Origin of the sequence: Bacillus sp. 105MF (assembly GCF_000374885.1) — a bacterium.
Taxonomy (GTDB): Bacteria; Bacillota; Bacilli; order Bacillales; family Bacillaceae_G; genus Bacillus_A; species Bacillus_A pseudomycoides.
Genome location: NZ_KB895573.1, coordinates 169,539 through 191,908, shown reverse-complemented (window position 1 = coordinate 191,908; position 22,370 = coordinate 169,539). Strand labels below are relative to the sequence as shown.

The following is a 22,370-nucleotide window of genomic DNA, read 5'->3' as shown; positions in this document are numbered from 1 at the left end:
TCTCTCCATGTCGCCGGTGAGAACTGCCGTTCCAGACTCGTTTCGGTCAGTTCTTGCTGCTTTCGCACGTTATCGACCGTCTCAGCCACCGGAATTGCGTGTAACGAGGCTACGTCTACGTTCACTGTACGTTACAACCTGGAGATTTGCCCACATGCCTTTTGCATGTGATGTCAGAAGGCTTCGCCATGTCGCTTTCACTTCATGGCGCCTCTCAGGCTACGGGAGTGGAGTCTATTCTCCCGATTGGACTTTCACCAACTAGATAATGTGTCCTTATCTGGACACGCCAATTTGCCAACGTAATGAATATAAGTCATGGATATGTTCCGTTGGAACGTTTTCTGCAGAAAGGTTCGTAATATACACGTTGATTCCACTTAACCGTTTACTACGTTCCTTATAGGTAATCCCTTTCTTTTTTTCTCTTTTGGCTTGTTCTATCAACCTTTTCTCAATGGAATTCTCTAATTAAATAACAATAATAAACGCAGAGAAGGGATAGCTTAATCGCTATCCCTTCATCTTAATTTCACTATCTAATCCCATTGGTTGAAGAAAGTTGTTGTCTGTTTTTATTGAGTGCCTTCATCGCTTTTGTACTCCAAAATATCACCTGGTTGACAATCCAAAGTCTTACATATCGCTTCTAATGTTGAAAAACGAACCGCTTTTGCTTTCCCATTTTTCAGAATGGAAAGATTCGCCATCGTAATCCCAACCCTCTCCGAAAGCTCCGTTACGCTCATTTTTCGTTTTGCTAACATCACATCAATATTAATAATAATTGCCATATCCTCCACCTCAGACCGTTAAATCATTTTCTGATTTTATATTAATAGCTTCTTGTAAAAGTCTTTGGAGAACAGCAGCAAAAACGGCGATCACCATAGAGGCGAAAATAATGACCAATCCGATTGGTATGATACTTGGAGGGTCAACTCTTTCCGCTATGAGATAGTAGAGTGGCATACCTAGCAAGTACAAGGTACTGATCGTGATGGCACAGTATTTTATATTCTTTAAAGCCTTTACCGATAATTCCGAGAACGCTTGGTTCTTATCAATATAGCTTAAAAGTTTAAAAGCTTGATACAGAGCAAAGTAAAAAGGTATCGCTGCCGCGTACATATCGATTAAAACGAGAGATTTCATATAAGCAATATCTGGATACAATTCTCCAGCAAAATTCCCGAACTTAGGCACCAAAAATATGCACAATGCAAGAACTGGGATTCCTATAAAAATAACAGCTAGCTTTAAAAAGAGTGTCGTAACTTGTTTCATAAAAAGCACCTCGCTTATTTAATGACAACATGATTTTATCATGTGATTTATCGTTTTACAATAAATTCATATTGTTTTTTATTATATTATTATTGTTATTGAAATATCCTTTTAATTTTGACAAAAATAAAAAGCATTTCTCATTACAAAGAAATGCTCTTACTTTAAAATGTTAAATTTACAACTTGTTCAACAAAACTTCCAAATAGTTTAATAAGGTAAATCAACAACGAAAGATAACAGAACCTTGAAATAAAAAATCTTCATGTGTTAAAAGAAATTAATAACTTATAAAACAAAAAAGTGAGATGAAATTTGTGTTTTGGGGTATTTGCTTTTCTTAGCTTGATGGTGATGTGGCGAGACCCCAATATGTAAAATAACTTAATAATCTATCAAAAGAATTGATCTCGGCATATGGTTTTATTTCGGTATCATTCTTGATCATATAAGGATTGAACCATATGCCCTTTATATTCGCATTTTGACAGCCACCAATATCTTTTTCTATGTCATCTCCAACGAATAATGCTGCTTCCGGTTGCACATTAAGCTTATTTAATGCTAATTCAAATATACGTTTGTCAGGTTTACTAAATCCCACTTCTTCAGAAATAATTATTATATCAAAACAACTATTTAAATTGGTGTTAATTATTTTAGCCTTTTGTCTCTGAGTTGAGCCATTTGTTATAATTGCAACTTTAACATGCATCTTTATAGTATTTATGATATTTATAGTATTTTGGTTTATAGAAAAACAATGAGGAAAATTATTATTCCAAAAATCTTGAATGTAATTCCGTGGCAATCTATATTTTGGTGGGAATTCATCAAAAAATGATTCCAAAACTTCTACTTTGTCACTGTAGCCATAGCTTCTTTTATCATATTCCTTGAATTTCTGCAACATTTCGTTTTTTACTGAATGTTGTTTAACATCCCCATAGCACTTCTCTAAAATAATTGAAAACAAGTTATCTACTGCCTTATCTCTATCAAGTAAGGTATCATCTAAATCAAATAGCATTGCTTTATAACCCCTCAAACAACTTCACAGCCTTTCTCACATTATATAAATAATCCCTAGTGTTATGGTGACGAATCACTTTAAGGATGATTTTTCCATATATTTTTGATAGATCGAACTAGCCACCACTGTATCTAAAAAAGCTACCCCAACTGATTTAAATAGAGTAATTTCATCAGAGTTTGAACGTCCTTGTTTATGTCCTAAAATAATATCCCCGAGCTCACTATATACATTTGAAAAATCCCATTCATTTTTTTCGCTTGCAATCAAGAAATCACCAGCTTCATGCTGTACACCTTCTAATGTATCTACAATAATTTTATCGCTGCGCTGTAATGTAGTGAAATCGAGTTCTTGCATATGAGGTTGGTAAGAACCGATTCCATTAATATGAGTACCAGGTTTAATGTATTTTCCATCAAACACAGGAGTAGTGGAGGTGGTACTACAAATGACAATATCAGCCATTGCAACAGCTTCGTCAGCTGATTCCATAATTTCAATGGATCCTTTCCAATTTGGATATAAGGAGAGTAACTGATTTTTAAATTCAAATGCTTTTTGCATTGTACGGTTTACAAGGAGAATACGAGTTAGAGAACGAACTTCCATAACAGCTTGTATTTGCCCGAGTGCTTGAGCGCCGCATCCGATGACAACGCAGATGCTAGCATCTTGACGAGCGAAATGATTTGTCGCAATACCACTCATTGCTCCTGTGCGAAGTGTTGTTAAATAGGAAGCTTCAATTGTCGCGACATGATCTCCAGTATTTGTTTCTGTTAAAACGATTAAGCTTTGTAGTGCTTTTTTCCCTTTTTGCGTATTTTGAGGGAAGATACTAACGATTTTCGTAGATGCAAATTCAATTGGAGCTACATAAGAGGGCATATAAAGGGAGTTTGCCTCTTCTTGAGAGTGTTGTATATTTAGCCTTACAGGTGTTGTAATCTCATTGTTCATATAGTACTGGAATGCCTTTTCGACGTCTTGCAAGCAATCTTTCATTTTATAAGTTTCTTGTACCATTTCTTCTGTAATATGAATCATTTCAATTATCCTCCTTTTAATAGAAAAGGGGGAGTTGAAAATCCCCCAATTGACTAGGCTTGTATATCTTGCTTTTGTACATTTTCTGCAATTTGCTTTGTTGAAACGGCAGTGATAGCGATTAAAGAAATGCAGCAAGTAAGTACAATATATAAAGCTACCGGAACCCAAGAATTGTTATACACATTCATTAAATAAGCAGCAATCATCGGTGCTGTCCCACCAGCTAATGCAGCTCCTAATTGATAACCTAGCGTAACGCCAGTATAGCGTACTTGAGTGGAGAAAATTTCAGAGAATAATGTACCTAATACGGCGGTTACAGGTGCCCATAAAATACCTAAACCGATAACAGTTGCGAGAATGATAGAGAAAGTTGTTCCTTGGTTTAGTATTAAGAAATAGGGAAAAGCATATAAGAGAATTGCAATTGTGCCCCATATGTACATTTTCTTTCTTCCAATTGAATCTGAAAGTTTTCCCATAATCGGAATCATAATAGTAGTAATGAGCATAGCGATTGTAACTGCGTTTAAGACAGCTGTATTTGGTAGTTTTAGCTGCGATGTCCCATAAGAAACAATGAATGTCGAGAAAATATAGAAGGGACCTGTTTCGGCTACCTTTGCTCCTGTAGCGATAAGTACAGATTTCCAATGATGACGTAAAGTGTCAGCAATAGGTAGTTTTGAAATATTTCCGCTTTCTTTTGCTTTTTTGAAATCTGGTGTTTCATCTAATCCGTTTCGAATCCATAACCCTATGAATACCAATACGGCACTTAAAATAAATGGAACTCGCCATCCCCACGTTACAAAATTATCACCAGAAATCATTGTCATGAAAGAGATCGCAGCAGTTCCGAGTAACATTCCAATTGTTACACCTGTTTGAGGGATGCTACCAAAAAGTCCTTTTTTTTCCTTCGGTGCATATTCTACGGCTAATAGTAAAGCGCCACCCCATTCGCCGCCAATTCCTAATCCTTGAATAATTCTTAGTAATATTAAAAGAATAGGAGCTAGTATACCGATAGTTTCGTATGAAGGAAGCAAACCAATGCATACTGTCGCCCCTCCCATCAGAGATAGGGTTAACACAAGTGTCTTTTTTCTTCCGATTTTGTCACCGATATGACTAAAGATAATCCCTCCAAGTGGACGGATAAAAAATGGAATACCAAAAGAAAGATAAGAAAGCATGAGTGCGACAAGGGGATCTTCGTTTACAAAAAACAATTTGTTAAATACAAGTGCGGCAGCAGTTCCATATAAGAAGAAATCAAACCATTCGATAGAACTACCAATTAAACTAGCTATGAGTGCTTTTTTCTGGACAGAGTTTTGTTGATTCATCAGTTCACCTCTTTTATTTTTAATATTCTGATTATTAAAAACATTTTATATAAAATGTTTTTATATGTCAAAGTTTTAGGACGTGGAGGAAGTATTGTTATAAATAGCAAATATTATAAAGTGATGTTTTTCATTAGAATGGAAGGGGTCTATGTAATAGTAGATATTTGTATTTACCTAATAATCAGAAGTGTAGATAAAATGGGGAATAATAGGATGAGAGGAAGAGAGAAATGAAAGTAAGACACCTTCAAGACGAAGATTATGTAACGATTCATTCCGTACTTAATGAGTGGTGGGGCGGGAGAAATATGGCTGATATGTTGCCGAAACTTTTTTTCGTTCATTTCCGAGAAACAAGTTTTATTATCGAGCAGGATGGGGAGATTACAGGATTTTTATGTGGATTTTTCTCATAAACATATACCGATGAAGCATATGTTCATTTTATTGGAGTAAATCCAAAGCATCGAAGAAAGGGCATAGCTTCTACATTATACTCTTATTTTTTCGATGCAGCTCGCGCAAATAATCGTCATATTGTAAAAGCGGTAACTTCTCCAGTAAATAAAAAATCAATTCAATTCCATCAAGAAATTGGATTTGAAATTGAAATAGGTGATGGGGAAGTAGATGGAATATCTGTACATACAAATTATGATGGGGATGGAGGGAGCAGGGTATTATTTGTGAAGAAGATGTAGAAAACGATAGGCTATGTAAAGGAGGAGTATTATGAAAACTTTCATTTACATGGTGAGACATGGCGAATCACCAAAAACAGAAGAAAATGAAAGAACAAGAGGGTTAACTGAAAAAGGGAAATTAGATACTTATTGAATAACTGATATATTACAAGGGGAAGGTATTGAGGTTTTTGTTTCAAGCCCATACCACCGATCCATCCTAACTATTCAGGAGTTAGCTAAACGTTTAGGGCAAGAAGTTTTAGTATTTGAAGATCTAAAAGAGAGGTTTTTTTCTGCTGAAGACAAGCGAATATCTGATAAGGAATTATTACCTTTGTTAAAAAAATCATTTTCTGATCCAAACTTCGCTTTAAAGGGAGGAGAGTCTAATGCAGTTTGTCAGAACCGAGCTATAAAAGTTTTAAAAGAATTATTAAAGACTTACCGGGGCCAGAAAGTAGTATTAGGCACTCATGGAGCTGTTATGACTTTGATGATGGGATATTATGACAATCAGTACGATTTGAACTTTTTACTACATACATCAAAACCGGATATATACAGAATGGAATTTCATGATCAGGAATTGGTGGAAGTTAATAGGTTGTGGAAATGTTAATAGAAGTGTTTATTTACCCTACTATCTAAAATCGTGGTTTGGAAAAAGGATATTTGTATAATGGAATTCTCTTGAAACTATTACTACACCTATTCGCAAACATAGTTACATTTATAAATTTTAGAGGTCAAAAATGTTAGCAATTTCATTAATTTTCATGGCTTTGGGAATTGAAGAAAAGCAACAACATTTTTTATAGAGCATAATAAGTAAGCACCTTTTTTTCATCACCCCCATAACTTTTTAACCAGGAAAATCGTTATATAAAATGAATACTAATTTTATAAGTTATGAAAATGAATGGGGGAAAATTATGAAGGTCCTTATATTAGGAGGTACTCGTTTTTTAGGAAGAGCTTTAGTAGAAGAAGCATTGAAAAGAGGGCATGAAGTCACCTTATTTAATCGTGGCACGAATAAAGATGTATTTCCTGAAGTAGAGCAGTTAATAGGCGATAGAGACAGTGGTGTATCATGTTTAGCAAATCGAAAATGGGATGTTGTAATGGACACATGTGGATTTTCTCCTCATCAAATTAAAAAAATCGCTGCTGTACTTGGAGATAACATCGAACATTATACATTTATATCAAGTATCTCTACTTACAAAGATTGGATTCCACTTCATATTAAGGAAGGCTATCGTGTACAGCCTATGCCGCCTAGCGATAAGTTGAAAGCGGTTGAGGATGGGGAAATATCTCCTTACGAGTATTATGGGGCACTTAAAGTTTTATGCGAGGAAGAAGCAGAAAAATATTGGCCGGGGCGTGTTTTGCATATAAGAGCAGGGCTTCTTGTTGGACCATTTGACTATTCAGATCGACTCCCGTACTGGGTTCAGCGTGTAGCACAGGGTGGGAAAATAATGGTGCCAGGGCGTTCAGACCGTCCTGTTCAACTGATTGACGTGAAAGATGTGGCAACCTGGGCATTCGATATGGCAGAAACCAGAAAAGTAGGCAAGTTTAATGTGACAGGGCCGAATAATAGATTGACGATAGAAGAACTATTAAATACTTGTAAAGCAGTAACAAATAGCGATGCTGAATTTGTATGGGCAGAAGAACAATTTTTAATTGAGAATAAAGTAAAGCCATGGACGGAGTTGCCTTTATGGATTCCTGAAAATTTCCCATTAGAAGGAGAGACAGAACCGTGGAAAGGTAGTTTTTTCATCAGTATAGAAAAAGCTGTTAACGCTGGTCTCTCTTTTAGACCTATTCAAGATACTATTTGTGATGTGTATCTATGGGAGAAATCGAGGCAGGATACAGAACGAAAAGCAGGTATATCAAGAGAAAGAGAGGCCGAATTGCTAGAGGTTTGGTTTCAGAAGGAGATATTATGATGAGAGTATATACTCATCAAGCAGAGAAAAAATTTTGCAAGGAAATAGATTCTGCTAAATTGGGAATCCAAAAGATCTGATATGATTGTGTAATAAAATTTAGATTTCAAAAAAATATTCTTGCCCCGTCTTAAATTTAGACGGGGTTATATGCGTTTGGGACTTTGAAATTTTGTGCGCACGCTCCTATTTTTAGAAAAAATAATATTTTCAAAATATATACTTGAATGAAGTATATATTTTTGTTAAATTTATCCTATGGATAGAACAAGTTTAATTAAAGGTCATTTAGAGATGTGTGTGTTATCTATTTTGTCAAAGGGTAAAAGTTATGGATATGAAATTATGAAGGAGTTAGAAAAACACAATTTAAAACTGAAAGGAGTAGGAAGCATTTATCCCATTTTGACTAAGCTCAAAGATCAAGAATGGGTTCACACTTATCGTGAAATGACAGAAAGTGGTAAGGTTAGAGTTTATTATGAAATGAATGAAAAAGGGGAAATGTATCTTCAGAAAAAAATCAACGAGTGGTTGGAGTTACAACAGGATATAAAATCCCTACTGCAAAGTGGTTTGAAAGGAGAACATTTCGAATGAATATGAGACTGAATATGGAAGAAACACAATTCTTAAATGAAGTTCTTGAAGAGTTAAAACAATACCAAATAAGTTCAAAGAACAGAAAAATCATTAAACAGCAGCTTTTAGAACATATTCAAGAATGTCGTGAACATGGCCAAGATAGTCTAAATGATTTAGGAGATACAACAACATTTATCAAAGATTTTTTAGAAATGAATGAAATTGATCTTCATTCTGAAATAAAACAGATACGAAAATCAAAAAATAGAACAGGCATTTTATTTGTGATTGGATTCTTTACTTCAATTGTTACCTACCCCATTTCACAACTCTTACTATCTATGTTTTTAACAGAATCATTTAACCCACTACATACTAATAATTCGTTTGACTATAATATTTTGTATCAGATAGCAGATAATTCTTGGTGGAATTCTCTGTTAATGATTACCAGTGTTTCTATTTCCATACTAATTTCCACGCTGATAGTGTTTTATATAAGAAAAGTAAATATAAGCAGGTGAATGTTAATATGAAAATACTAAAATTCATGGTCATTTTTATATGCTTATTATGGAATGTGGTGATTTTATTTCTACCAGCCTCGAAAGTTTCCGCAGAAAAAGATATTAAGAATACGATAGATAACTACGTAGAAACCTTTTTAAAAGAACATCGAATTCCAGGAGCCTCGATTGCTATCGTTCATGAAAATGATTTATTTTATTCTAAAGCATGGGGTGTAACGGGAGAAACTGAGGAAAAAGTAACGACTGAAACTCCCTTTACTATAGGATCAATAAGTAAATCATTAACAGGTTTAGCTATAATAAAACTAATTGAAAAAGGTACCGTTCACCTAGAAGATCCAGTCAAAAAATATCTTCCATGGTTTACACTTAAAGATAAAGAAGCAACATCCAAAATAACAATTAAACATTTACTTACTCATTCAAGTGGTATCAGTACTTATTCAGGTTTGGCAATATCTGATAAAGAATCTGATGGGTTTAACGCTATAAAAGATAATGTGAAAAGTCTATCAAACGTTACACTTACCGCTTCACCTGGAGAAAAGCATCAATATAGTAATGCCAATTTCCTGATTCTTGGTGCTCTTATTGAAGAAGTTACCAATCAAACATATTCTGACTACATGAAGCAGGAGATTTTTTTACCATTAGGTATGAAGAATGCAGCAGCTGATAATGATACTGCATATAAAAAAGGATATCTTGCTGGTTATCAGTCATGGTTTGGGATTCCTATAAAAAGTTCGGTAACATATGATAATGGGGGAGCACCGTATGGGTACATAACAGCAAGTGCAGAAGATATGATTCAATACATTAAATTCCTTAGCCGACAAGAGAATGACAATTTTTTAACTGAAAACACTATGAATCTTTATATATCACCGCATGTTCAAACGGGTGAAACCCGCTACTACGGCTTAGGGGTAAGAATCACAAATCCAGATTCTGAGGAGAAAATGATATGGCATTCAGGCTCAACCCCTGATTCACATGCAGAAATGTTTTTTATACCGAAAACGGGTTGGGGCGGTGTGATTCTTACCAACAAAAATCATATTTTGGAAGAAGAGGCACTTTCCTATTTGAAGCAAGGTATTATAAATGTAATAAATGGAAATGAACCAGTTGATATACCTTCAAATACTCCTATTGTTCAATTGGTTACACTAGGGACAATATGCTTACTTTTTGTAATGCTCGTTTATCTGTTGATAAAGATGAAATCAAAAAAAATTCGTAAAAGAAGCGTATGGTGCATTTCTGGTATTATTTTCTTAGTGCTATCTATCGCTACAATTCCGGTACTCATTTATAGTACGGATTCTCCATGGCATGCGATTTATGTGTTTTCTCCAGATTTAGCTTATTTATCAATTGGAGTAGTTATCCTGTTTGCGCTTAATGGATTGTTTTCTATTATCATCGCTTATAAGCAAAGTTTGCAAGTAAAATATTTTAGTAGTTAAATCTAATAATCATATAAAGGTGGTACATAACAATGGATCTTACATTCAAATTAGAGAAAACTTGTTTCAACTATCGAGTGGGCGCAATATGTAAACATAATAATAAAATGTTAATGATTCAAAATGAAGGGGAAGATTTCTGGTATATACCAGGTGGACGAGTGCAGATGCTAGAAAGCAGTGAATCGGCAGTGAGAAGAGAACTTAGGGAAGAACTAGGAGTAGATGTTGATGTGAAGAGACTGCTTTGGATGGCTGAAAATTTTTTCACATATGATGAACATCAATTTCATGAAATCAGCTTTTATTATAAAGTAAATTTACTGGAGCTGCCTGCAAAGGGAGAGGATTCTTTCTTTCTTGAAGAAGACGGCAAAAGGTATGTATTTCAATGGGTGCCTTTAGAGCATGTAAGTGAATATAACTTGAAACCAGATTTTCTAAAGGATAAAGTGAATGAGTTGCCTATTCATATGGAGCATATTGTTAGGAATGGATAAGAAGAGATAGGAAGATAAGAATTGGGACTTTACTTATAACTAATAGGATGATTATGGGGGGAATAACAAGAAAAGTATAAGCTTACAAAGTCTGTATGAAAAAACAATATTCCTAAATATGGAATTATAGTATAATAGAAGAGAAACACAAGGAAATGAGGGGAACAGCTATGATTACATTGCAACAAAAGCTGGAGCAATACACACATATATATGCACAGTTAAAAGGGGAACTAAAATGGAAAACTAGTGATTCTCGGACAGGGATGATGATTGCCGCTATGTATGCAGGCAGTGATAAGTCGTTTCATCTTGGGCGTTTTTTAGAAATCAGTAATTATATTAAGGATCAGGTAGGGATGTTTTCCTATTTAAAGTCCTATCATCGCTTTGTGGTTGCCGCAACATTAGATATTCACTTTACACATTACAAAGAAGCGTTTCAGAAGTTTCTAGACTTATATGAACGATTAGTCGCTGGTGGTTTTAGCCGGAGTATATTTACTTATTTGGCAGCAGCTGCGCTTTTACCAGAAGAAACTGGGCAGCATGACGTACGCATTCAGCGGTCAATGCAAGTATATAAGCGCATGAAAGAGGATCACTTCTTTCTTACAAGTACAGATGATTACCCGCTCGCTATTTTACTAGCAGGACAATCAGAGAAAGTAGAGGCGCTTATGGATCGAGTGGAACGTCTCTATCAGAAGCTGGCGGCAGCTGGTATGTACAAAGGGAATAATCTTCAATTTTTAAGTCATATTCTTTCTCTAAAGAAGGATGTCAGTGAAGATATTTTAGTAGCACAGTGCACAAACATATGGAATCTGCTAAAGCGAGAAAAGGTAAAAGTAAAACAAATGCATTATCCGGCTATCGGGCTACTAGCGTTGCTTGAGGATGGAGAGAAAGAGGTTCATTCTATTCGAGCATTCATTGAAAAATTGCAGGGGGACAAATTATTCCGCTGGCATACGGATGCAAATATTCTTATTGCTATCCAATTGTTCGTAAGTCAGAAAGGTGCGGAAAGTCAGGCTGCCAACACAGGTTTACAAACAATGATAGAGGTTCTTATACAGGCACAGCAGGCTGCTATGATCGCAGCAATTACCGCTTCCTCTGCAGCGACTTCTGCTAGCAGTGGTTCATAACGTACGATTTGCTGCATGAATGCGCTACATGTAAGATTTTTCAAAAAGGGTTACATACATCATACTTAGCTAAGAAGTCGATTGTCTGTTGACGATCGACTTCTTAGTCTATGCTAAATTAATAAGGTAAGCGTCAAATATTCCCCACCTACTATTTGTAAATAGCCCGTGAGATAATCCCCTTACATACAACATGTGGAGGTTTTTAATCCAAATTTGGCTTCTCCACCAATTTTATCGAAAGATGTTAAATCACCAAAAAAAGCATTTGCATTTTTAGGAAGTTGTATGTCGGTTTCATATAAGTGCAGTAAGTATAAGAAATGCTATCCAATAACCTTTTTTAGTATCCCTCTATCATTTACAGCTCTTGTTAATTATAAAATCTTTTATTCTTTAAAAAACAAAAACTTCAATAATACGAAAGAAAATAAATAAATATATATTTAGAAAATTATAATATATTATATGGTGTTTTTTTCTATACTGTATACAAGAAACATTACAATTATCAATTTTATCCTGCATTAACGGATAGTAACACTCCCACCTCAAAATTCAGCGAAAGCAAAGAAGGTAGGTCGGAGATGAACTGTCCGTAAAAGCCCGATTGGTGAGGGCTGATTAAAGTTTCTCTTTATTACAATCATCAGTTTTCGGTCGTTAGCACATTACAAAATGGAGGTTGTTAAAATGAGTGTAAACGTAGAACAAGTTAGATTGGCAAATGATGAGGAAACTTATAGAAAATTAAATATTCATCCTACAGAACCGCAGCAACAAGAGGATGGTATGCGCACAGATGGAAGGGAGGGTTCTTTTGAGTGGTGGTATACTGATGCCGAATTTGAGGACGGAACAACTGTAGTGACTACCTTTTACACCAAAAATCACTTTGATGTTCTTGGACCAGCATGGCCTACAGTCCAAATTGATATTACATATCCTGATGGCACCAAAACCCTTATGTCTTCTCAAGAGGTTAAAGGCAACAGAATAAACGCTAAAAAAGATATTTGTGATGTCAATATCAACAAATCCTACCTCAAATACCAAGATGGACAATATGTCCTTCATTTTGAAGAAGGATATATTAAATATCATGCTGTAATGACGTCAAAATTACCGATGTGGCGTCCAAACACCGGTCATTGGTTCTACGGAGACCAAGATGAGCACTTCTTTGCATGGTTTATTGCTCAACCATCCGCGACAATCGAAGCTAATTTGACTATTGGTGATAAAATGGTTCAATTAAATGGGACTGGTTACCATGATCATAACTGGGGTAATATCGGCATGGAGAAATTGATGAATCATTGGTATTGGGGCAGAGCTAAAGTTGATGGTTTTGACATCATTGCTTGCGACATTATTGCTGAGAAGAATTATAACTACAAAAGGTTGCCTGTGTTTATGTTAGCTAAAGATGGAAAAATAATATCGGACGATCAATCTCTTACTAAAATTCAGAGAGAAGATATTATAGAACATCCAGAAACTAAAAAGTTTATGGATAACCATTTAATATACCATCAACCTATTTCAAGTTTTGAGTCTTATACAGTAGAATTTATTAGAAATAGGGATATTGTTTCAATAAGTTTATTAGACAATTTGGATTCTACTCAGGCTTTGATAGCCAAAAAGTCAGGAGCTAACCCTACCTATACTCGTATCTTAGGGAATGTCCAACTAACTCATGAATTGAATGGTGTGAAAAAAATTTATAAAGCTGAGGGTTTATGGGATCAAATGTTCTTCGGGAATAATAAATATGCTATTATCAACAATTAGCTAAGAGAGAATGAATAGCTTTACTTTTCACTCATAATTTGTGAAAGATCAGACTGTTTACAAAACCTTGTTTTTCGAGCTTATCTGGATAGAGCGCTCTTTTTATTTTCTGTTTGTGAAGTTTCGGAATACGAGTTGAAAGCATATTGGTGTCTACTATTATGTCAGTCATACTATGGGGGAGTTCCCGAAGATGAAGTATCAAATGATTGGGGCATTATCGAAGAATGAGATGAACCCATTAAAATTGATGTGAATTCAACCTTGTGGTTTAAAAATAAGCCACCTAAGTACAATTTAAATTTCTGGGATGTTGTCGATGAATGGATAGTAATTGGTTTTCAAGTATAATTTGATAATAAATTCTCTACTTAGTTACGATACTTTAAACGCACAGATAAAAGTGTCATATCGCTCGTGAAATATTATAGAAAAAGCGAATCTAAGGAATTAAACTTTCTTTAGATTCGCTTTTTTATTTTAGATGCTCAAGTTGATAAATTTGTTTTCTTTTAACAAATTAGTATAAAAGAAGGTTGATTTTGGGAACAACAGAGCATGCTAGTATCTTCACTTAATAAGCACGAAGCACATGCAATAAATAATCTTTTCGATTCAGTGGATTATAATCTACTCGTTTTCGCGACGGGAAATTTGATTCGATTTTACTATATCCGCAAGGTCTAGCGATAAAAACACCTTCGCCTTCAGTGAAAGAATGTAGGCCGCGCTTAAAATTTTCGGTTTTGGCCATAGGCAGAGTTCCTGTTAAATAAAAGGAATTGTTATGCAGTACAGGGTCTTTAAAAGTAGCGTGTATTGCCGATAATTTATACATTGCTGTGCTAATTGAATTTGTTGGTACTGTTAATTCAAATTCATTTACTGGTTCGTATACATTTGTTCCAGATTGCTTTAAAGCATCCATCAAGACAAGAGGTGTTAGTTTTCTAAAATCACCAGCTGTCGTTACGGGACTTGCATAACCGGTATGGGTTAATGTTACGGCAATGTCAGTGACTTCCCATCCATATAAGCCTTGTTTTAACGTTTGGAATACAGTGTCTTCAATGGCTTTATGAAATGCTAAAGGCAATGAGCCAAGCTCGACTTCTAAGTTATAAGTGATACCAGAACCAGGTGCACCAGGCTTCATGTGAAAACCAATTGTTGCATAGAAAGGGTTATTCTTTTCACCCATTATTTCTAGTGCATTTCCGATTCCAATTGGTTTTTCTATACACACAATTCTTGTGTCTGAGAAAGAAACATTTAAATTATATTTTTCCTGTAAAGTTGTTTCAATCACTTCTTTTTGAACTTCACCAAAAAGCCGAATATAGATTTCATTGTGAATATCATCTTTCACTACTTTTATAAGTGGATCTTCTTCTGAGAGTTCTACGAGTGCTTGATATAGGTTGTGATTTTTCCCTTTTGGCCGTGCTTCAATTGCAGCTTCCATTTGAGGTTCTGCAAAGTGAATATCTTTCATTTTATCTGACCATTCACCGATCACGTCACCGATTCTAATGTCGCTAAGCCCCCATACTTTACAAAACTCTCCCGTTCCAGCAGTAGGGGATTGAATAGCACTTCCATTATGAAATATATGAAGCTTTTTGGTTTTTTCTTTGTGTGAAAGGGTCTTTAAGTCACTTTGTTTTCGATTAATATCAACATATTTTCTTACGTGTAAACAGCCTGAGAATATTCGTACGTAAGCAATTTTTTCCCCGGTAAGTTCTCTTTCGATTTTGAAAATAATCCCAGATAAAGGTGTATTTATATCATTGTCACAATTATTTTTGGGAATCATTACTGAGATACCTTCGAGTAATTCAGTGATTCCTATTCCAGTCATTGCCGAACCGAAAAAGATTGGATATACAGTTGCATGCTGAATTTGATCCCATAATTCATTTCTTAAAATGGCTGTAGTTAATACTTCGCCATTTACATAGGATTCAAGTAACGATTCATTATGTGTTGCTAGAAGTTCAATATATTCATCATATACATCAGCATGTACTTCATTTTGAATCATACATGCATCTTTTGTCCCTTCATTTTTCACTTTATATAATGGAACTACTTGATTGGTAAGCATTTCCCGTATTTGTTGGATCACTTTAGTAGTTTGGGCACCACTCCGATCAATTTTATTGACGAATAGTATGGTCGGAATGCGCAGTTTCTGCAGAGTTCTCATTAAAATTTTGGTTTGTGCCTGAATGCCCTCAACTGCAGATATAACTAAAACTGCTCCATCTAGAACACGGAAAGATCGCTCCACTTCAGCAATAAAATCCGCATGGCCGGGTGTGTCAATTACATTTACCTTCAGATCATTTATAAAAAATGAAACGACAGATGCTTTAATTGTGATACCACGTTGCTTTTCTAACTCCATCGAATCTGTTTGTGTGCTTCCTTTATCTACTTGACCGATTTCCTAAATCACATTAGTTTCATAAAGAATACGCTCAGTCAAACTCGTCTTTCCAGCGTCTACATGCGCCACAATCCCTATATTTATTGTTTTCATGTATTAAAATCCTCATTTCGTTTTTCATGTTCATTTCCTCATTTCTTTTCGTAATAAATTGCCGCATTACAATCACTCTCCAGTCTTTCATGATATTTCTATTATAGGGGAATTTTCCTTATTTGTAATCTGGTGAAATACTTAATTTTGGAAAAATGGCAGGGTGAGATTACTAATGAGGTTGATATTAAAGTTTCACTTCTTATATACATGCGATTTATCATAATTACACATTTTTAAATGATTTGTGCACGAATACACGAATGAATGAAATGAACCATCTCGTGTAATTGCAGAACAGGTGGGAATATTGTTAGAGAGAAATTTATAATTTAAGCGGAATGAATAAAACCTCTTTGTAAAAGGAAAGAGGTTTTATTTTTTATTGTCGGCAAAAAATAAATAAGTGAAAAACAAAATGGTTGCATTTAAAATTTTAATCAGGTATATTAATTGATGTATCAATAATTGATATATCAATTAATCATGTGTTGCCTTTGCAAAGGAGGAGTAAATTGACCAATTCATGTTCAAAGGAAGCGATTATTTTATATAAAATACACTTTCTTAATAAAGAAGTAAGTTCGAAGTTTGAAGGTTGTACAGGTATGAGTCAATCTAGGCTGGAGCTTATACTTCAGCTATATGAGGTTGATGAAATTAGTCAAAAAGCACTTCAACAAGAAGTGAATATTGATAATGCTGCGATTACAAGACATTTAAAGCAGCTTGAGGCAAGCGGAATGATTACAAGACGTAAAAATCCGGATGATAACAGAATTACTTTAGTTTCTCTTACGAAAGATGGACGAAATAAAATCCATGCCTTTCAAGAAGAGAAAGAGCGTTTTGCAGCGACTGCGTTAAAGGGTTTAAGTGAAGAAGAGCGCGATAACCTTTTAAATATGTTAAATCGCATTGAAGAAAATATACAAGAATTCTAAATATAAAATGGAAAAAGGGAGATTACATCTATGAATAACTTACTAAAAATAAATGATTTTACAGAAATTTTAACAGGACGTCGTTCAATTCGAAAATACGACCCAGCTGTGAAAATTAGTAAAGAAGAAATGACAGAAATTTTGACTGAAGCAACACTTGCACCATCTTCAGTAAATATGCAGCCTTGGCGTTTTCTTGTAATCGATAGTGAAGAAGGAAAAGCAACGCTTGCACCTCTTGCGAAATTCAATCAACTTCAAGTAGAAACATCTTCAGCAATGATCGCTGTATTTGGTGATTTACAAAACTTTGATAATGCAGAAGAGATTTATGGCACAGCGGTTGAACGTGGGCTTATGCCAGCTGAAGTGAAAGAAGATCAAATGCAAAAACTTTCTGCGTATTTCTCTACAGTTTCACCAGAAGTAATGAAAGATACAGTATTAATTGATGGTGGCCTTGTTTCAATGCAGTTTATGTTGACTGCACGTGCACATGGATATGACACATGTCCAATTGGCGGTTTTGAAAAAGACAAAATTGCAGAAGCTTTCGGATTAGATAAAGACCGATATGTACCAGTTATGCTAATTTCAATTGGAAAAGCAGCCGATAGTGGATATCAATCAGTTCGCCTGCCAATTGATAAAGTTGCAGAGTGGAAGTAATTTTGTAAAAGTACGTAGAAGATGAGAGGGGAAGCACTATGATTATCATTCACGCAGTATTTCAAGTAGATTCAGCAAAACAACAAGCATTTGTAGAAGAAATTCGACAGTTAATTCGTGCTTCAAGAGAAGAAAGTGGCAACGTATCATATAATTTATATAAAGATACTGAAAAAGAAAGTGTATATACAATGGTAGAAGTTTGGAAAGATGCAGAAGCAGTCGCTAGCCACAATGTGAGTGAACATTTTACTTCTTTCGTTGGCAAAGCAAATCAATTTTTAACTGCGCCATTAGATATTAAAGTGTATGATGGACAACGAGTAAAATAATAAACACCCCCTCGATTACTCTAAAATAGAGCCCTCGAGGGGGTGTTTTATTTTTTCTTTTTCAATGTTTTTTGATAGGCATAGAGCTTATTTACTTCTTCTTTAAACTGCCTAAAAAGTTCGTTGTTTTCTTGATTCGCATATCGTACATTATTATATGTTTTTATAATTGTATCGACTTGTATAGGGGCATCTTCTTCCATGTGAATTCGCTCCATCCATGCGTCAATCGTTTCACCACGATTTCTGTTTAAAGGTGGTTTTAATTTCTTTTCTAGTTTGAAAATTTCTTTGCGAATTTCATTTTTTGGTGGTTTATTGTACCGTATTGGTTTTTGGCCTGTTCCTTCTTTATCTGTTATCAAAATAGATTCGAAAATAGGGGTGTTAGGTAATTTAAAATACTCGCGCTTTTTATATACTTTCCAAATGATATAAAATGCGATACAAGTGATAATGATAATTGTAATACTATTTACAATTATCGGGTCAAATTCTTTGGGACTACCTTCTTCAATTTGCGGTTTATTTAAATGGCCCTTATTATTCCAAAAATCATCTGTATCTTTTAATTCAGCTGCTGAGAACAGCGGGCTTAAAGCAAAACCAAACCCTAAAGCGATTTTTTCAACAATATAAGATAAAATCAGACGAATATACGGAAATATTGGGATAAGCAAAGCGCTGATGATTCCAATAGTAATGATAGAAATAAAGCGTACTATTTGTTGGTTTCGATTTGCTCCAGTCAGCCAAAAGGTTAGTAGAATATGTAATACTAGTAACATCAACTTCCATAAAGGCGGAAATGGAGGATAAAATAACGCTGAAACTACAAACCATACAATAGCACCAATTGATTTTTGGACTGGAGAACCGCACTCTGTTGCATGTACGATAAAAAAGAATAGCGGTAAAAGTATTGTACCTAAAACAGAAAACGATAGAAAAACAGCGCAGCCAATAATTTGCAGGATTAAGAGTGCAATTAATCCCTCATTTTTCTTCTTTATAAATGTATTTATAGCAAATAATGCTATGTAACTAACTGATAAAAATATCCCTATACTTATCATTTCATCTCTTTCCGTAAGTAGAGAAAGAAGCAGAAGGAGAATGAAATCATGAACGTATTGTAGTCGCATTTTCAAATGGTTCCACCATCCCTTCATGATGAATGAGAAAAGTAGGCTGCATTGTGAGAGGTACATGTTCCTTAGGAATACCGAGATAAATCATTGTTGAAGAACGCTCTCTTTTTCGCAGTATATAGTGAAGAAATCCTTGCTGTGGTAGTAACGTACTGTCATCTGAAACACGAGCTAGCTCCTCTAATGCTTTTGCATAGTGCATATGCCCCTCATTTACTGGTAAATGTATAGGGCCACCTTCTACTAAAACACTAATAAATAATTCAAACGGAATTTGATGTTTTGTCGCGTATTGACAAATGTATGTTGCAAAAGATATGAGATCTTCAATATTATGTTTCCAGCCAATTCCTCGTTCGGCAGCTAACGAAAGACAAATTGTCCAGCTATAATTTTTAACAAGTTCATATTGTTTTGCTTGTAAACTTTGCATTTTTGCAGATGCCTTCCAATGGATGGAGCGAAAAGATTCGCGTTCGTATTGCTTTACTCCAATAATTGATGTTTCATCTTGAAAAAAGGAAAAGTTTGTTTTATAAGATCCCGTTAATAATTGTTGAATTTCTTGTAAACCAGCTACCTTTTTAGGAGTCGGGTAAACGATAATTTCCATTTTTAATTTATCTAAAATTGGTAAATGTACAGATATGATTTGAAACGGATCTCCAAGAACACATTCAAATTGTTCAATTTGAAAGACTCCTCTTTTTGTAGCTGTTAATGTTAACTCCCAATTTTGCTGCGAATGAGCAGGTTGGGAAAATAGAAAAGAAAACAATGTCTTCGATATTTTTGTAATCCCTTGGTCCGTATGCGGAAGTAAGGATGGGTTCAAATGAAAATAACATGCGCCATTGACAAGTGGTAATTTGGCTCCATTCTTCAAACGGATATGTAATGTACCGGTCTCATTTGGAAAGAGACGAGTAGTTTGCTTATCATTTATAATTTGGAACCGGTTCTCAATATAAGTGACATATCGATAAACAAAAAATGCAAACAAATAATAAAAGAAAAATAGAAACATGAAAAATCGTTGCGGTAGCACAAATGTAAATAGTAAAGCGATTGGAATGGTTAATTGAATAATATGAGTTTGGAAAAATAAAGGAACAGTTACAACGCGTTGTCCATTCATGATTGCTCAATCTCCACAGGAACGTCTACTTCAGTTAAAATACTTTCAATTAACTTCTGCTTTGTTGTTCGAAGTGTCCCCTCCATTGATAAAATGAGACGATGTTTCCACACGTAAGGAAGTAAGAATTGTATATCTTCAGGTGTACAGTATTCACGATTATGTAAAAATGCTAGTGCTTGTATTGCTCGTACTAAGGCAAGTGTTGCACGCGGACTAACACCGTTGGCGATATAATCATGATTACGCGAAGCGTTGGCAAGCTGAATGATATAGTGCTCTAACGGTTCGGATACATATATTTCTTTTACTTTTTGTTGTACTTGTAAAATATCTTCTAAAGTGATAACGGAACGAATGCTATCTAAAGGCTTATTATTGCGAAAACGGCGCATCATTTTTAATTCATCCTCTGGAGAAGGAGAGCCAATTGAAATGGTCATTAAAAAACGATCTAGCTGTGCATCAGGAAGCGGGAAAGTCCCTTGTGATTCAATTGGATTTTGCGTTGCAACAACAAAAAAAGGTTTAGGTAGAGGCGTAGACTGCTTTTCGAGTGTGACTTGGCGCTCTTCCATTGCTTCTAATAAACTGGATTGTGTTCTAGGCATCGCCCGATTTATCTCATCCGCTAACAATATATTTGTCATAACTGGTCCAAATCTTAATTCGAATTCACTCGTTTTAGGATTGAAATATTCAATCCCTGTCACGTCACTCGGAAGGACATCGGGAGTGAATTGAACACGAGAAAATCCGCCACCAATACTTTTTGCAATTGTTTTAGCGAGTAACGTCTTTCCAGTACCAGGTACATCCTCAAGCAATACATGACCATCTGCTAACAAGGAAACTAAAAGTAAATCAATCACATTTTCTTTTCCAACAAAAACGGAACTTATATTTTCTTTTAATTTATTTATCATGTGTATCATCCTTTCAAAAAGTAGGAAATTGTATTTGTTATATTTTAACAAATATTTCTGAAAATTAATATAATAATATTTTTGTATAGAATAAATATAGAATTCCTAAAAAAATTTCGTTTCCAGTTGTATTTATTTGGAATACGATATACAATATCGATATACGATGTATCGCTAGTCGATATATCATATATCGATGTATCGGAGGTAGTTATAATGAGTGTGAAAGCACAGAAATATATTCCATTAACAGAGGCGACGTATTATATTTTATTGTCATTAGTAAAGCCTATGCATGGCTATGGGATTATGCAGATGGTAGAAGAAATGACGAATGGAGAAGTAAAACTCGGGCCTGGTACGTTATATGGAAACACAACAAAGCTATTAAAAGAAAAGTTAATTGTTGAAGTAGCATCTACAGATAGAAAGAAATGTTACGTGTTAACTCCATTTGGGAGAGAAGTGTTAGAACTTGAATTTAAAAGGTTACAACGTTCTGTTCAAAATGGGAAAAATATTTTAGGGGAGTGAAGACAGTATGGAGATTAAGAAGACATTAAAATTTTTTGCGGCGTGGAACCTAGAAAAAGAAGAGGCGTATTTAAGAAAAATGCACCAAAAAGGCTGGGCATTTCAAAACTACAATTTTATGTATACATTCAAGAAAACGGAGCCGAAGGATGTTGTTTATAAAGCCGATTTCAAACTAGATAATCGAAACTCACAAATGAATCAAAAAGAATACATTGAAATATATGAAATGTCTGGCTGGAAGCATGTCACAAGCTTTACGAAGTGGCATTATTTTTGTAAAGAAGTAGATGATGATAATGACTTACCTGATATTTATTCTGAAAAAGAGACGAAGATTGAAAAAATGATGGATTTAATGAGATTCCTTGCACTTATCTTTGCCCTTATGATACCAGGGATGTATGTGAATTACTTAGGGCCTTCGGTCAATAGTCCTATTTGGATAAAACTTATTCTAGGGATTTGCGGGTGTATAGATGTATATGTATTAATAAGGTTATTTTGGAAGATACGAGAATTAAAAAAAGAAGTTTTGTAAATAACTTAGTTTGTTTCATTTCATTGAGTGTTACTTAGAACGGGGGGAATGAGTGTATGTGATCATAGGATCCATTCATGCCACTACATATCATAATTGATTTACTTGTTCTTGGGCAATTGCCTGTATTTAAGGGGAAAGTAAATTTTATAGTAAGTTGTAATA

The 22,370-nt window shown here is 34.8% G+C and carries 20 protein-coding genes and 5 pseudogenes; 15 read left to right on the top strand and 10 right to left on the bottom strand.

Going from position 1 to position 22,370, the window contains the following annotated elements:
* Positions 1 to 285: 285 nt before the first annotated feature.
* From C564_RS34760 to C564_RS0114325, 6 genes and pseudogenes are all read right to left on the bottom strand, one after another.
* Positions 286 to 456: pseudogene (locus C564_RS34760) on the bottom strand (IS4 family transposase); the annotation flags it as partial.
* A gap of 119 nt (positions 457 to 575) precedes the next feature.
* Positions 576 to 794 (bottom strand): helix-turn-helix domain-containing protein, encoded by a 219-nt coding sequence (locus C564_RS0114345; protein ID WP_018765802.1) that lies wholly within the window; start codon positions 792 to 794, stop codon positions 576 to 578.
* 10 nt (positions 795 to 804) lie between these two features.
* The gene (locus tag C564_RS0114340; protein ID WP_003198256.1) at positions 805 to 1,287 is read right to left on the bottom strand and encodes a DUF2975 domain-containing protein; all 483 of its coding nucleotides are present in this window, start codon (positions 1,285 to 1,287) and stop codon (positions 805 to 807) included.
* Between the two features lie 340 nt (positions 1,288 to 1,627).
* Positions 1,628 to 2,317 (bottom strand): HAD family hydrolase, encoded by a 690-nt coding sequence (locus C564_RS0114335; protein ID WP_018765801.1) that lies wholly within the window; start codon positions 2,315 to 2,317, stop codon positions 1,628 to 1,630.
* Between the two features lie 75 nt (positions 2,318 to 2,392).
* Positions 2,393 to 3,370: an ornithine cyclodeaminase family protein gene (locus C564_RS0114330; RefSeq protein ID WP_003198260.1), complete on the bottom strand. Its 978-nt coding sequence runs from the start codon at positions 3,368 to 3,370 to the stop codon at positions 2,393 to 2,395.
* Between the two features lie 53 nt (positions 3,371 to 3,423).
* Entirely contained in the window at positions 3,424 to 4,725 is a 1,302-nt protein-coding gene (locus C564_RS0114325; RefSeq protein ID WP_018765800.1) for an MFS transporter, read from the bottom strand.
* A 233-nt stretch (positions 4,726 to 4,958) separates the two neighbouring features.
* Between C564_RS0114325 and C564_RS33505 the strand changes: the two are divergent.
* The 10 genes and pseudogenes from C564_RS33505 to C564_RS37445 all read left to right on the top strand — a co-directional run.
* Positions 4,959 to 5,429 (top strand): annotated as a pseudogene (locus C564_RS33505) (GNAT family N-acetyltransferase).
* A 31-nt stretch (positions 5,430 to 5,460) separates the two neighbouring features.
* A pseudogene (locus tag C564_RS33500) lies at positions 5,461 to 6,033 on the top strand (histidine phosphatase family protein).
* Positions 6,034 to 6,346: 313 nt separating this feature from the next.
* A complete protein-coding gene (locus C564_RS0114305) occupies positions 6,347 to 7,384 on the top strand; it encodes an SDR family oxidoreductase (protein WP_018765795.1) in 1,038 nt (345 codons plus the stop codon).
* A gap of 258 nt (positions 7,385 to 7,642) precedes the next feature.
* A complete protein-coding gene (locus tag C564_RS0114295; protein ID WP_006095208.1) occupies positions 7,643 to 7,984 on the top strand; it encodes a PadR family transcriptional regulator in 342 nt (113 codons plus the stop codon).
* On the top strand, positions 7,981 to 8,493 hold the full coding sequence (locus C564_RS0114290; protein ID WP_018765793.1) for a hypothetical protein: 513 nt from the start codon (positions 7,981 to 7,983) through the stop codon (positions 8,491 to 8,493). Before C564_RS0114295 ends, C564_RS0114290 begins: the two co-directional genes overlap by 4 nt.
* Before the next feature lie 8 nt (positions 8,494 to 8,501).
* Positions 8,502 to 9,971 (top strand): serine hydrolase domain-containing protein, encoded by a 1,470-nt coding sequence (locus C564_RS0114285; protein ID WP_018765792.1) that lies wholly within the window; start codon positions 8,502 to 8,504, stop codon positions 9,969 to 9,971.
* Positions 9,972 to 10,003: 32 nt separating this feature from the next.
* Positions 10,004 to 10,471 carry an NUDIX hydrolase gene (locus C564_RS0114280; protein ID WP_018765791.1) on the top strand — a complete coding sequence of 156 codons (468 nt, stop codon included), beginning with the start codon at positions 10,004 to 10,006 and terminating at the stop codon, positions 10,469 to 10,471.
* 170 nt (positions 10,472 to 10,641) lie between these two features.
* Complete coding sequence (locus C564_RS0114275; protein WP_018765790.1) at positions 10,642 to 11,625, top strand: DUF4003 domain-containing protein; 984 nt, start codon at positions 10,642 to 10,644, stop codon at positions 11,623 to 11,625.
* 693 nt (positions 11,626 to 12,318) lie between these two features.
* On the top strand, positions 12,319 to 13,422 hold the full coding sequence (locus tag C564_RS0114270) for a hypothetical protein (protein WP_018765789.1): 1,104 nt from the start codon (positions 12,319 to 12,321) through the stop codon (positions 13,420 to 13,422).
* A gap of 142 nt (positions 13,423 to 13,564) precedes the next feature.
* Positions 13,565 to 13,773: pseudogene (locus C564_RS37445) on the top strand (SMI1/KNR4 family protein); the annotation flags it as partial.
* Positions 13,774 to 13,996: 223 nt separating this feature from the next.
* Here C564_RS37445 and tet read toward each other — a convergent pair.
* Positions 13,997 to 15,970 (bottom strand): annotated as a pseudogene (gene tet / locus C564_RS0114265) (tetracycline resistance ribosomal protection protein).
* A 515-nt stretch (positions 15,971 to 16,485) separates the two neighbouring features.
* Here tet and C564_RS0114255 point away from each other — a divergent pair.
* The 3 genes from C564_RS0114255 to C564_RS0114245 are packed head-to-tail and all read left to right on the top strand — an operon-like array spanning position 16,486 to position 17,915.
* Positions 16,486 to 16,914, top strand: coding sequence for a MarR family winged helix-turn-helix transcriptional regulator (locus tag C564_RS0114255; RefSeq protein ID WP_018765786.1), 429 nt, complete (start codon positions 16,486 to 16,488; stop codon positions 16,912 to 16,914).
* A 30-nt stretch (positions 16,915 to 16,944) separates the two neighbouring features.
* A complete protein-coding gene (locus C564_RS0114250) occupies positions 16,945 to 17,583 on the top strand; it encodes a nitroreductase family protein (RefSeq protein ID WP_018765785.1) in 639 nt (212 codons plus the stop codon).
* Between the two features lie 38 nt (positions 17,584 to 17,621).
* Positions 17,622 to 17,915, top strand: coding sequence for a putative quinol monooxygenase (locus tag C564_RS0114245; RefSeq protein WP_018765784.1), 294 nt, complete (start codon positions 17,622 to 17,624; stop codon positions 17,913 to 17,915).
* 47 nt (positions 17,916 to 17,962) lie between these two features.
* Here C564_RS0114245 and C564_RS0114240 read toward each other — a convergent pair whose 3' ends face one another.
* The 3 genes from C564_RS0114240 to C564_RS0114230 are packed head-to-tail and all read right to left on the bottom strand — an operon-like array spanning position 17,963 to position 21,130.
* Positions 17,963 to 19,066, bottom strand: a complete 1,104-nt coding sequence (locus tag C564_RS0114240) for a DUF4018 domain-containing protein (protein WP_018765783.1) — start codon at positions 19,064 to 19,066, stop codon at positions 17,963 to 17,965.
* Complete coding sequence (locus C564_RS0114235; RefSeq protein ID WP_018765782.1) at positions 19,038 to 20,204, bottom strand: DUF58 domain-containing protein; 1,167 nt, start codon at positions 20,202 to 20,204, stop codon at positions 19,038 to 19,040. The genes C564_RS0114240 and C564_RS0114235 overlap by 29 nt, the downstream gene beginning before the upstream one ends.
* Positions 20,201 to 21,130, bottom strand: coding sequence for an AAA family ATPase (locus tag C564_RS0114230; protein ID WP_018765781.1), 930 nt, complete (start codon positions 21,128 to 21,130; stop codon positions 20,201 to 20,203). The genes C564_RS0114235 and C564_RS0114230 overlap by 4 nt, the downstream gene beginning before the upstream one ends.
* A 216-nt stretch (positions 21,131 to 21,346) precedes the next feature.
* On the opposite strand from C564_RS0114230, the gene C564_RS0114225 reads away from it, so the two are divergent.
* Together C564_RS0114225 and C564_RS0114220 are read left to right on the top strand one after the other, a co-directional pair.
* Positions 21,347 to 21,664: a PadR family transcriptional regulator gene (locus C564_RS0114225; protein WP_018765780.1), complete on the top strand. Its 318-nt coding sequence runs from the start codon at positions 21,347 to 21,349 to the stop codon at positions 21,662 to 21,664.
* A 7-nt stretch (positions 21,665 to 21,671) separates the two neighbouring features.
* On the top strand, positions 21,672 to 22,205 hold the full coding sequence (locus tag C564_RS0114220) for a DUF2812 domain-containing protein (RefSeq protein WP_018765779.1): 534 nt from the start codon (positions 21,672 to 21,674) through the stop codon (positions 22,203 to 22,205).
* Positions 22,206 to 22,370: the final 165 nt, after the last annotated feature.